Genomic DNA, 12,237 nt, shown 5'->3' on the forward strand with positions numbered 1-12,237 from the left:
TTTTAATAGGTGAAAGATTTTATTTGTACTATTAAATTTAAAATAATTTCATCATTATTTTTATTATTAACTTCAGCTATCAAGTCCTTATAATGGCTTAAATTATAAGTAATTGCAATATTTTTAACCTTCTTTGTGTTAGTTTTTTATCAGATCACTTACAAAAATTATATTAACCTCACATGAACATATGAGGCAGTATTATATAAAAATACCGAAGTATGCGAGAGACTGTTTAACTGATTGCATCGTGAGAGAACTGGCCTCTTGGACTACCCTCTAGTGGTAGCCCATACTCGGCTAGGCTGAGCGAGCTTCCTATGAGGTCTTATCCAGTTGTCAAACGGCTAAACATAGTTTGATAACTATCCACTATCGATTGCAAGGTATAACGCTCTAAAACCTGCTGCCGAGCGCGTAGCCCACAGGCACGGCGGGCAGTATGGCTCATATGGTAATACTCTCCCCACGCTGCTGAAAAGCATTGGGGCTGAGCATGAGGAACCAGCGTACCCGTGGCATTCACTAAAGGATTCAAGGCTTTCACCTCAGTGGCAACCACCGGGATAGCATAGGCCATGGCCTTGATTAAAAAGGTAGGCAAATGATCTAAACGGCTGGCTAAGGTAGCCAAGTCGAAAGCGGACACTAAATCATTTAACTCACTATCCGATTGATTACCGAGTAAAAAGACATGTTGCTCTAGACCATAGTTTTTTATCTGCTGATAAAGCGCTTTATTATCATAATCTAAGCCAGAACCGGCCCAAATCCAGCGCATATTGGGATAGTGCAAACTCGCTAAAGCTGCCGCTTGGAGTAAGGTCTGATAATCAAAACTAGGCTCAAAACGGGTTATACAACCGATTAAAAAGGTATCGTCGGATAGATGCAACCGATTTAATAATGCTTGGCGCTGAGTGTAATGATGCTGAGGATATATTTCAGGCAGATCCAGTGGGTATTTAGTTAATACTTTGGCATAGCGCACTTGATAACCTAATGCCTGATGATGGTTTAGACTCTCGATTTTCTTAAATAACAGCCGCTGTGGTTGATCCGATAACCATTGGTTTAATTTTAGAATTAACCTAGCTTTCCAACCCTTTATTTCAGGGGGCGTATGATTAGGCAAGGCCCAAATGAGATGGGCTTTACGTCCACTTAAACGCCACAAAACGGTAGCTAAGATATTACCCGCATAATCCCAGCCATGAATCACTGCCGGAGGGTGTTCGCGCCAATGCCGAATCAGGTGTTGCAATACAATCTTCGCTTTACGCGGCTGATCACGCTCTATGATACAAACGGGAACTGCAATTTGCTCAAATTGCCGCTTGAGTTCGTAGTTTAAAGGTGCAAAACAAACCACTAAGGGCGAATATTGGTCGCGTAGGGGGGAGTCGAGTAATTTGATTAACTCGTGTGTCGTGCTGTCTGTCCTTGCATTCGTTATGACATAAATACTCGCTGCCATAATTACTATCCTTAGTTTATGAGGGGTTAGTAAGACTTGCCACGTCCTAACCTAGTTTAAATGTAGTCGAGCCATAAAGTTTTCGGAAAAAACTTACCGATTACTGGGGGTATCCAGCAGTTAGAGTAGGGGGTCATGAGGAAAGGCGCTCTAGTATTGGGCCATACAAATAACCCACTTCGCTACTAGATAAGCGATTCATGGAGGCAATATCCACAAGACCATCCACCATAAGGGGTATTGAGTGAGGTTTTAGCGCTAATAGTAAATGATTAAGCGCATTCGGAACCGCTCGTTCCACTGCCATAGTGGCACCAATAGCCGGTGCTAACTGAATGAGTGCTACCCTAAATAGTTTGAGATAAGTCGCAAGCTGAATACTTTCAAACGTAACCTCCATTAACGCAAAACGTAGTCCACTGGCTTTTATTAGCGGAGCTGCCATTTTGACGGTATCGGCATACTCCACTAAATCCGCATACCGCAATGCCAGTATCAGTTGTGTAGCTAAAGGGCTGCTACTGAGTTGGCTTATTAGTTGTGTGCGTAATTTGGCGCTTTTCCAAAACCATGTCCCTAATTCCAGCAATATTTGCGGGGAGGTGGCTAAGGGGTTTTTTTGATTCAAAGTAGGCAAACGTTGAATAATTTGCTGTAAGTTCCAATGATCTAATTCAATCCGCTTTCGGGGATCTGCTAATAAGCTTAATAATTCATTGCGTTGTAAGGCCTGTCCTTGACGGGTAGTGGCAAGATTATTGGCAATATATAAAGCCGGTAGTGTTGCTGTATGTAAATTTAGAGTCTCGTGGAGCTGTAAACGCAAGAGTGATTTTTGCGGCTCATTTTGAGCAATAGCGAGGGCTTGGTTTTGTTTTTGCCACGGATTAGCACTATTTTCTGGCTCATTTTCGAGTAGTTGCGGCTGAATAATCGGTGTCACTTGTAATTGAGCACAGCGCTGTCCCCGATAGACTGCTGGAGTCAGGCGTATTTCACAGCGTAGCACCGCCTTGCCAATAGGGCGGAAGGAGGCAATGGTACGATGTGAGGGCAGGGCTAAGCGCTCTACCTGAGTGCTCAAGGGGATGACTAACTTTTGATCCGCCACGGGAATGAGGCTTGATAAGTGAGTCGCTTGAGCCTCTTCGCTAGAGGCGATATTCATTAAAGTTAAATAGGCCGCATTCGCATATAAATGCTGATTATTGGCAATATAGGCAAACGCTTCTTGAGCATTTTCCACTAGCCATTGACTGCGTAGCTCAGCGAGCGAAAGTAAGTGTTTCGCCTGCCGAAAATTTTGCTTTAATTGCGCGTAGTGGAGGATGAACTCCATTTGATGATGGAGTGTCGTCTGTGCTGCAGTCGCAATAGTGAACACGTCAATGCCTTGACGGGTTCGCATCGGTTTATGCCACTTATTTGGAGTTACTCGAATAAGGCAACTATCGGATGAATAGTGCGCTAGGGTATTTGCAAGTAATTTGCCACGGGATTGGTGTTGGTCGGCTGCATAAAACACGAGTTGAGGGGCACGTGCTAGTGCTTTGATAAGGGCCTCGCGATTATTAGCAACAACAAACTCAACAGAAATACCTGTATTAACGAGCACTTGCTCCAAAAGATCAGTAGGCAGCTCCCCGACCGCAATTAGTAAACAAATCATGGTATGCCGCTTCATGAGGCAGACCATAGCAAGGATTAAGATTCGATTCAGGGATTAAGGGTTTTTTTCCGATTATCGCTCTCGACTATAAGATAAAGTGTTGGGGCTATAAATCATCCCAGAGCGAGTTAAAGGATTCTGTTTCTATATTACTCTTACTCTTAAAACTGGCTTCCAGTGTTTCAAATCTAAAGTAAGCAAAGGCACCCAACGTTTCATCTAATAATGTGAGACGCACTCGCTCTTCGCGGCCTGAAAACTGTACCACCACCTCATCAGCGGGTTGTAGGATATAAGCGGGAAGAATAAAAATGGGATCAGGGCGCACCCCCTCAATACTCGGTAGCATTAGGCCTTCGATAGGTAAGGGCTGGGTAATGGTGCGATTCAGTACTTGTAAAATAGTGAGCGGCATCACTTTAGAAGACAGTACCTCTACCCCACAACAGAGGCCGCGCTCCCGGCTTTGTTCCATCCATTTAATCGAGCCAATAATCCACGGATTACGCTCTTGACTTGGATCACGTAGACTAATCAGTTCCCCCACCCGTGCGCCGGATAATTCACCATGAGGCCACTGTAGGCCATAACCACTCACACTACTATTCATCACCTGCCAATATTGCACATTGACCTCGGTTTCATGGCGAATCACTTGCCCAATAGAGCGTGGTTTGCTACTAGAGCCAAACAATAAGTCTTCATCATCACGGCTATCCTGACCATATTCAGCCGTATTACGCGAGAGCACGCTAAGAATTTCAGGTAGACGTGTCACCATAGTAATCGGCTCATTTTTAGGGAAGCGATTAAAGCTGCGATTACAGACCGTCGTGTAATGCTGAATGAGCCGTTGGGCTAAATTACGACTCAGCCCCTCTTTCACCACAATACTCGCAGGGCCTGTTTGATTGAGCGACATTTGGGTTTCTAATTCTTTAATTAGGCGCGTTAAATCTAATACTCGAACCGTCGGGGAGCGGGGTAGATCACCGACCGGCATAATGACCGCAGGTTCATCCGAGTTGAGTATAATCGCATGCACATAGTCTTGAGCGGTGGAGGGAGGCTCTTGGCTCAGTGCCATATAGGCTGCATCGGTCTCTAAGTAACGCGCTATTTTTAAAATTTCATCTTGGCGTAAACTATAAGGGCGAGCTAGAGCCAGCGCATTCATCTGCATATAGCGTGCTGTAATGCTAGGAGCACTAGCGCGTCCGGCGGCAAATGCGACTTGATCAAGCCCTTGTTCACTCGCGACTAAATAAAGTTGATGAATATCATGCCAAAGCGTATCGCGCGTGCGTACATAAACCGCATAACTACTGAGTAACACTTGTCCCATATAATCTAAGGCGCGATAAATAGCAATCTGTAAGCCCTTCTTAGAAATCTCATTGCGGGTCAGCATATCCAAAGCGGCGAGTTGATAGGAGCCGGCAAACTCTAAGAGCAGGGCTTGATTCAAGTCAAAAATACGTTGTCCCTTCTTGGGTAAGGGAAAGGTGCGGTAGGTGAGGTGATGCTGTAGATTACTTAGGGCTAGATCCATCGCCGGACGGAGTATTTCACTGATTTTAATACGTGTAACTGAGGGTAGTACCCGATGATTAAGATCAATTAATCCATTATAGAGGCGCTTGGTGGTTTCACCGATATCAGTCAATGGTAACTGCTGTACCCATTCCCGTGCTTTCGCTTCTGAGGTGGGAATGAGGTAGAGTGATGTTTGTTCTGCCAGCGCCATAGCGGGGTCCTTGTTTTTTATTATCTATAGTATCTCAGTATAACATGGGTTAGGAATCATCAGCGAGTATTAGATGACAGATAACCTGAGTAACTGATTTTTTGATTTTTAAAATATTAAGAGCCGCTTGAGTTCAGAATTAATTAATGGAGTTATGCATGTTAATAGTCTTACGCCTAGTATTATTAATCTCGCTGTGTTTAGTAGGAACTAATCTAGCAGCGAATAGTTTACTTTCTAATTTACTAGGCAATAATACCGTTGGAGACGACATTTTAGAGGTCGATCAAGCCTTTCAAATTAAGCCCCCTATTTATGATGGTAAACAAATTGCGGTAGGTTGGACTATTGCTCCAGGGTACTACTTATATCGAGAAAAATTTCAATTAAATCTCTTAGATGCCAAAGGTTTTACAGCCGGTGAGCTTAAAGTACCAGCCGGTGAAATTAAGCAAGATCCTGCTTTTGGTACGGTACAGGCGCTTTATAATCAAGTCGATGTAACGCTTCCATTAACGCGTGTGGATAATCAGGCAGCTAGCTTTCTATTAGAAATAGTATGGCAGGGGTGTTTTGAAAAACTGGGAGTTTGTTATCCACCCGAACGTAAAGGATTTTTAGCCACCGCTCCAGCACTGATGGCTGGGCAAGTCATGGATGCCAATGATTTAGTATTCAATGAAACCACTCTACCCGTTGCAGGTTCGCAGCCTAATCGGGCGGTAGCAGTAGCCTCGCCTAGCCCTGCTGCAACAACGCTAGATAATAATAGCAATAATAGCGGAAGTAATGTGGTTTTATCCGAAACCAATCAAATCGCTAATATCCTAGCCGATGGGAAGATTTTATGGATTATGCTGAGTTTTTTGGGATTCGGTTTATTACTGAGTTTCACACCCTGCGTATTTCCTATGATTCCAATTTTATCCGGTATTATTGCCGGACAAAAAGATCTCAGTACCCGTAAAGCGTTTTTACTATCGCTTACTTATGTATTAGCGATGGCAGCTACTTATACCCTAGTCGGTTTATTAGCCGGGCTATTTGGTGGGAATTTACAAGCTACCTTTCAGAATCCATGGGTAATTAGCACGTTTGCTTTATTTTTTGTGCTCTTGGCTTTGTCAATGTTTGGGTTTTATGAACTGCAAATACCGGCTCATTGGCAAACTAAATTGAATCAGCTCAGTAATCAACAGCAGGGCGGTACTTTAATTGGAGTGGCGATAATGGGTGTTTTATCAGCGCTCATTGTAGGGCCTTGTGTGGCTGCACCCTTAGCGGGAGCATTAATGTATATTAGCCAGACAGGTAATGCTTTATTAGGTGGCATTGCGCTATTTTCTTTAAGTATTGGTATGGGGCTGCCTTTATTATTAATCGGTACGTCAGCAGGAAAATGGCTACCTAAAGCAGGCTCTTGGATGGAAACCGTTAAGGCGGTATTTGGCGTATTATTATTAGCAGTTGCCTTATATCTATTAGAACGAGTATTACCTAGCACTATTTATATGCTGCTATGGGGATTATTATTCATTGTCACTGCGGTGTATATGGGGGCTGTGACAACCTTATCTGTATTAGCTTCTAATGGAGTAAAACTATGGAAAGGTTTAGCACTAGCTTTATTGGTTCAAGGTATTTTAATCCTTATTGGTGGGGCATTAGGGGGTAATGATATTGTTAACCCTTTACGTCCACTAGTCTCAAATCAAGCGAACCATACTCAAGTACAGTTTCAGCGTGTTGCTAATTTAGAGCAACTCAATCAAGCATTAGTGAGTGCAAAAGGTAAATTAGTCTTATTAGATTTTTATGCTGATTGGTGTATTTCTTGTAAGGAAATGGAAAAATATACTTTTAGCGATCCAACGGTACAGGCTGAGCTGAGTCGCTTTGTCTTATTGCAGGTTGATGTTACAAAAAATACGGCAGACGATAAGGCCATATTGAAGCATTTTAAGTTAATGGGGCCTCCCGCTATTTTATTTTTTGATAAAAATTCTAAGGAACATCGAGAATGGCAGCAGATTGGCTTTATTAAACCAGAACGCTTCACTGCGCATTTGCGTCAATTACAAGACTGATAAAGTACTAAAGATAAATCAAGCGTCGCTCTGGTAGCGACCTTGAATTCATTCAGAATACGTTCATATATATTTTTGTGAAAAATGTCACAAAAATAGTAGTGAATATCAGTAAGATAGTACTTGACTAATGAAATTAGCTTTTTAATCCACTGTAGTGATAAATAATTTTAAGTTATTGATTATATTATATAATAACGAGCAAGAAATTAGTTAAAAAGCTGATTTTCAAATGAATTCTATCCAATTAATGGCTCAACTAATGAGCTGCTGAACTAAGTACCTAGTTTTCAGAGCACTTGACTATTGTGCATTTTATGGTGAGATTGAAGGTATGCTAAGTGACTCAAGGATTTAAGTATGTCTCTGTCAAAGGTATTAAGCTATAGTTGCTTGTTGTTGGCACTAGGTATAAGTAGTGTCCAAGCCAATGGGAAACCACTGGATCTTAGCCCGTATAAAGGTAAAGTGGTTATGGTGGATTTCTGGGCGTCTTGGTGTCCACCTTGTAAAAACTCGTTTCCATGGCTGAATAAAATGGTACGAGAAAAATCGGCTCAGGGTTTGGTGGTTATTGGAGTGAATGTGGATGAAGATAGCGCCGATGCTAAGCGCTTTTTAGCGCAGATTCCGGCTAAATTCCCTATTATTTATGATCCTAAGGGTGATTATCCTAGTTATTATAATATTCCGGGCATGCCGAGCACGATTATTTTTGATCGTAATGGTAAAAAGCTATATATGCATCAGGGTTTTAAACTGACTAAAGTGATGCAATATGAGGCTGAACTTAATAAGGCATTACGGAAATAAAAGCACTGAGTGGGCGTCCGTCGTTTAGATAGTCAATGTGATCTAAAATAATATCAGCATGGTGGAATAAATGGGCTAATTCACCGTGCTTTAGCAAAAATTTAGGATTACGTGGGCCGCCTAATACTTCACAGCCTTCCATAAAGGTTTGATATAAAAAAACACCTTTGGGTTTTAATAAGGTGGGAATAATAGAGAATAGGGGGCGATGTAAATAGCGTACTCCATAAATTAAATCAAATGAGTGAGGAGTTAGAGTGGCTAATTGATTATCAGACGTTTCTAAATCCATTTGTAGCGTAGTAACAGTAACCTGATTATGTGCCGCTAAATCTTGTGTGCGCTGTAATGCACCGCTTAAATGATCAATCCCCGTCATTTGCCAGCCGTGCTGCGCTAAATAGACTAAATCACGTCCAGCACCACAGCCCAAATCTAAGCCTTTACCCGCTGGAATTTTATAGCGTGGCATTATATCCGTCACAAAACGCTCAATTAGCGGAGCCGGTTGCCATAAAGTATGCTGTGCTGCCCCCGTCGCCCATTGTCCGGTTAGCTGTAAAGTTTGTGCTAAAGCTTCAGACCAGATTAGGGTTTGGGTGAGGGTATAGCCCTTAGTACTTAAAAAATCTTGTGCGGTGGTTTTGCTGCTGACATCGACCCATAATTCCAATGGAGTAGAGCGCATGGGCAATTCGTGCATGCGAGCAAATAATTCAGCCGCAGGAATAGAAATAGCCCCCCTTTTATGACCTGCTAGAAAGTCAGCCTCAGTACGACAATCGATAATAGCGCTCTCATGGATGAGTGGGGTTTGTGATATACTAAACATACTATTTTCTAAATCCCTATGAACGAGTGTTAAGCGCTATGCTAATACGAATTGCTTTGCCAGTATTGCTAGTTTGCAGTCTCACAGCCTGTGCTAATCCAGCGGTTAAGCCGTGGGAGCGCGGCGTATTGGCGGAGCCTGCCATGACCTTTGGCTATGATGCCACAAAAGACAGTATCGCTGATCATATCTATTTTTCCAAAGAGGCCACGAGTGGTGGGCGCTCAATTGCTGGAGGAGGCTGTGGATGCAACTAACTACTTGGCAATCCTTAGCCTTAGCCGCCGCAACGTTAGCCGGTACGTCGAGTGCTCAAGCTACACAATGGGAACATGATGCGGCTTTACTCTATTATGGTGAATCCGATGATCGGGTGCAGGCCGGTAGTGTTAAATATCAGGGCAAACGTGAAAATGATGAGGGCGATAAGCTGACCGTCACTGCAGGTGTTGATGCACTGACTGGCGCTTCGCCTTTAGGGGTGGCTCCAAGCTATCAAGCCCAAACTATGACTAGCCCTTCTGGTAAAACAATTACTATTCCGGCGGGTACTTTACCCTTAGATGATAGTTTTAAAGACCTACGTGTCTCTGGTGGCGTGCAGTGGGATAAAGGGATCAATGAGCACTGGCGGCATAATAGCGGCGTGTCCTTATCTAAAGAGCAAGACTATCTACACACGGGCGTGAATAGCACGGTAAGCCGTTATCTTAATAATAAAAACACCACCTTAAGTGCAGGCTTGGCTTTGGGTTATGATCAGGTACAGCCTATTGAGGGTAAACCCGTACCGTTATCCTTAGCTGGCAGTAATCGGGAAGGGGATGACACTAAAAAGACGGGCGAGCTAATGCTAGGAGTGACGCAAGTATTGTCTAAACGCGCTATAGCTCAGCTCAATTATAGCTATAGCCAAGTATCGGGCTATCTCAATGATCCGTATAAATATATCAGCATCACCACACCCGCTGGTGTCGTGAGCGGGAATCGCTATGAGTCCCGCCCGGATACCCGTAAAGGTCATACCTTTTATGGCGCATTGAAATACAAAGCAGGGGATAAGACCACTCTGACGAGTAGCCTGCGCTTCCATCAAGATGATTGGGGAACGGACTCCTTCACCGCCGAACAAGCCATACGTTTTGCTCTCAGTAATGAGCGCAGTATTGAGCCTAGTGTGCGCTTTTACCATCAAAAAGCGGCTGATTTTTATAAATCCCAACTACTCACCACCGATGCCTTACCACAATATGCTTCCGCTGATTATCGTCTAGCAACGTTTGATGCCTATACCGTAGGGGCAACTTATCGTTGGCAAGGCAGCAAGGACAAAGAGTGGCGTATTACGGGTGAATATTACAAGCAAAAGCCCAAGGCCACAGAGCTAACAGCAGGGCAAGCAGGCTTAAGCGCTAATCCGGGTTTTGAGGCGGTGATACTCTCCCTAGGAGTCAAGTTTTAGTGCAGTGGCAGGTATTGCCTACTGAGTCGGGTTGGGCTGGGTATTTTCAGGCTATGGGTAGTCCGTGCGTGATTTTGCTAGAAAGCGATGTGTCTTATGAGGAGGCTAATGCTAGTTTATTGCGTTTAGCGCAAGAGGTTTGGCGCATCGAGGCTAAATACTCGCGCTATCAAACAGATTCAGTACTCAGCCAAATCAATCAACAGGCGGGGCAGATAACGCCTATTGACTCCGAGACTTATCAATTGTTGCAAGTAGCACAGGGATTGTGGCAATGGAGTGAGGGGCGCTTTGACGCTACGAGTGGAATATTGCGGCACGTATGGTCGTTTAAAGGGCAAACGGTATTGCCCACTCAAACACAAATTGATGAGCTTTTGCCCATGATCGGCTGGGATAAAGTGAGTTTGACGCCTAATACTGTTGCAATGCGTGCAGGGATGCAGCTCGATTTAGGCGGAATAGGTAAGGAGTATGCGGCAGATCGTTGTGCTGAACTGGCACGTGAGATGGGGTTAGCGCCTTGTCTGATTAATCTAGGGGGCGATATTGCCACCTCGGATCGGCGGGCTATAGGAACAGCGTGGCAGATTGGCATTGAGGATTGCGAACAGATAGGGCAGGTATGGCAAACTGTGCCTTTATTACAAGGCGGCATGGCTACGAGTGGAGATAGTTTTCGCTTTATTGAAGTAGAGGGTAAGCGTTATAGCCATTTACTTGATGCGCGTAGTGGTTGGCCTATTAGTCATGCACCGCGCTCGGTGACGGTCGCTGCTCCGAGCTGTACTGAGGCGGGATTATTAACTACTTTGGCAATGTTACAAGGCGAGGATGCGGAGGCTTTTTTAAGGAAAAGCCAGCGTCCGTTTTGGGTGCAGTGGTGATAGGCTGAAAATAGCCGTGCAATAATAAACATAGACACGGCTTGAAAAATAACAGATTAACTTAATGCAGCACTAACTTTTTGCAGGAACACATTTTCACGGCTATCTTCGCCATCGGCTTTAATAACCGCTTCTAGCATTTCCATACATTGAGCTTTTAGGTCGCTATTTCTAAGTACCGCACATTGCGTATTGATAAACGAATCAAAGGCTGCTTCACTGATTAAAGCATTGCGCACGACGGCGGTTTCGCGCATCGCAAATAGCCCGATTTCTTTCATGGAATCCCATTGCAGGGTATTTAAGAGCTGTTTAAAGGTCTCTTCTTCTGCTAGTGATAGACGCTTATCTTGATAACGCGCGGCTAGCATGAGTCTCACGAGTGCTTCGGTTTGGACTTGAGTCATAATGGTTGTCATGGAGTTTAGGCTCTTCTCTTCATTGATGTAGCAAAAATAAGACACAATTTAGCCGCAGTAAGCTGAATCGCACCTTGACATTAATTGGATTATGGCAGGCGTCTAGTATATTTATAAGACACCTGTTTAAAACCCAAATGCTCATAAAAGGCCTGTGCATCAGCACGTTGTAAGCCCGTTGTGAGTTCTAATATTTGACAATTATGGGCTAAAGCGCATTGTTGTGCATGGGTTATTAAATGCTTACCAATTCCCCAACCGCGTAATCCCTCATCGACCACTAGGGTGGTAATACGGCAGTATTTTTCTACGCTAGGAAGATAATCAAAGTAAATCAAGCTAATGATCCCGACTATTTTATTATCTAATACTGCAACGTCAATGCTTTGCTCATTCGGTTGATTTAATAAGGGTTTTAATTGCTCGGCTGAAGTGTTATAGCCCAATTGCACGAGTAAGCTGGCAACGGCAGGAGCATCTTTAGCCGTCGCAGCACGAATTGATAGACGTAACATAATCGAAGTACTCAACGGTGGTGATTTGACATCCTCCCCGACCTAAAGGACAGGGATTCCTGCTGCCAGACGCTCATATCCGAGCGCGAGAATGTTCTTGGCTGCATTAATATCTCTATCATGCAGTACCCCACACTCAGGGCAAGACCATTCTCTTATTCCAAGACCTGCTCTACCTTTCGGACTATTAGGGCTGATACAGCCGCAACACGAGCAGGTTTGGGTAGTGTACTTTTCATTGACTTCTAGAAACACACCCGACCGCGCACTCGCTTTATATTTCAGTTGTGTTTTGAGCATAAACCAACCCGCATCTAAGACAGACTTTG

At 43.9% G+C, this 12,237-nt stretch carries 12 protein-coding genes; 5 read left to right on the forward strand and 7 right to left on the reverse strand.

Annotation, left to right across the window (positions count from 1 at the left end; all coding sequences use genetic code 11):
- Positions 1 to 328 precede the first annotated feature (328 nt).
- From A3IK_RS0108935 to A3IK_RS0108945, 3 genes are all read right to left on the reverse strand, one after another.
- Positions 329 to 1,477 carry a glycosyltransferase gene (locus A3IK_RS0108935; RefSeq protein ID WP_020559643.1) on the reverse strand — a complete coding sequence of 383 codons (1,149 nt, stop codon included), beginning with the start codon at positions 1,475 to 1,477 and terminating at the stop codon, positions 329 to 331.
- A gap of 133 nt (positions 1,478 to 1,610) precedes the next feature.
- Complete coding sequence (locus tag A3IK_RS0108940; RefSeq protein ID WP_020559644.1) at positions 1,611 to 3,146, reverse strand: hypothetical protein; 1,536 nt, start codon at positions 3,144 to 3,146, stop codon at positions 1,611 to 1,613.
- 106 nt (positions 3,147 to 3,252) lie between these two features.
- Entirely contained in the window at positions 3,253 to 4,893 is a 1,641-nt protein-coding gene (locus tag A3IK_RS0108945; protein WP_020559645.1) for a hypothetical protein, read from the reverse strand.
- 158 nt (positions 4,894 to 5,051) lie between these two features.
- On the opposite strand from A3IK_RS0108945, the gene dsbD reads away from it, so the two are divergent.
- Positions 5,052 to 6,980: a protein-disulfide reductase DsbD gene (dsbD, locus tag A3IK_RS0108950; protein ID WP_020559646.1), complete on the forward strand. Its 1,929-nt coding sequence runs from the start codon at positions 5,052 to 5,054 to the stop codon at positions 6,978 to 6,980.
- Between the two features lie 360 nt (positions 6,981 to 7,340).
- On the forward strand, positions 7,341 to 7,793 hold the full coding sequence (locus A3IK_RS0108955) for a TlpA disulfide reductase family protein (protein ID WP_020559647.1): 453 nt from the start codon (positions 7,341 to 7,343) through the stop codon (positions 7,791 to 7,793).
- On the opposite strand, the gene A3IK_RS18970 is transcribed toward A3IK_RS0108955, so the two are convergent.
- Complete coding sequence (locus tag A3IK_RS18970; protein WP_020559648.1) at positions 7,771 to 8,625, reverse strand: methyltransferase domain-containing protein; 855 nt, start codon at positions 8,623 to 8,625, stop codon at positions 7,771 to 7,773. The two genes, A3IK_RS0108955 and A3IK_RS18970, sit on opposite strands and share 23 nt — an antisense overlap.
- A gap of 38 nt (positions 8,626 to 8,663) precedes the next feature.
- Here A3IK_RS18970 and A3IK_RS0108965 point away from each other — a divergent pair, with 38 nt between their 5' ends.
- From A3IK_RS0108965 to A3IK_RS0108975, 3 genes are read left to right on the forward strand one after another with little or no spacing between them, the layout of a single operon-like run.
- The gene (locus A3IK_RS0108965) at positions 8,664 to 8,882 is read left to right on the forward strand and encodes a DUF4266 domain-containing protein (RefSeq protein ID WP_020559649.1); all 219 of its coding nucleotides are present in this window, start codon (positions 8,664 to 8,666) and stop codon (positions 8,880 to 8,882) included.
- Positions 8,873 to 10,087 (forward strand): DUF3570 domain-containing protein, encoded by a 1,215-nt coding sequence (locus A3IK_RS18975; RefSeq protein WP_020559650.1) that lies wholly within the window; start codon positions 8,873 to 8,875, stop codon positions 10,085 to 10,087. The genes A3IK_RS0108965 and A3IK_RS18975 overlap by 10 nt, the downstream gene beginning before the upstream one ends.
- On the forward strand, positions 10,087 to 10,974 hold the full coding sequence (locus A3IK_RS0108975; RefSeq protein ID WP_020559651.1) for an FAD:protein FMN transferase: 888 nt from the start codon (positions 10,087 to 10,089) through the stop codon (positions 10,972 to 10,974). The genes A3IK_RS18975 and A3IK_RS0108975 overlap by 1 nt, the downstream gene beginning before the upstream one ends.
- A gap of 56 nt (positions 10,975 to 11,030) precedes the next feature.
- On the opposite strand, the gene A3IK_RS0108980 is transcribed toward A3IK_RS0108975, so the two are convergent.
- The 3 genes from A3IK_RS0108980 to A3IK_RS0108990 all read right to left on the reverse strand — a co-directional run.
- Positions 11,031 to 11,393, reverse strand: coding sequence for a hypothetical protein (locus tag A3IK_RS0108980; protein ID WP_020559652.1), 363 nt, complete (start codon positions 11,391 to 11,393; stop codon positions 11,031 to 11,033).
- An 89-nt stretch (positions 11,394 to 11,482) separates the two neighbouring features.
- Positions 11,483 to 11,908: a GNAT family N-acetyltransferase gene (locus A3IK_RS0108985; RefSeq protein WP_020559653.1), complete on the reverse strand. Its 426-nt coding sequence runs from the start codon at positions 11,906 to 11,908 to the stop codon at positions 11,483 to 11,485.
- 42 nt (positions 11,909 to 11,950) lie between these two features.
- A partial coding sequence (locus A3IK_RS0108990; RefSeq protein ID WP_020559654.1) for an RNA-guided endonuclease InsQ/TnpB family protein occupies positions 11,951 to 12,237 on the reverse strand: 287 nt, incomplete at its 5' end.

Source organism: Thiofilum flexile DSM 14609 (assembly GCF_000380185.1).
GTDB lineage: Bacteria > Pseudomonadota > Gammaproteobacteria > Thiotrichales > Thiotrichaceae > Thiofilum > Thiofilum flexile.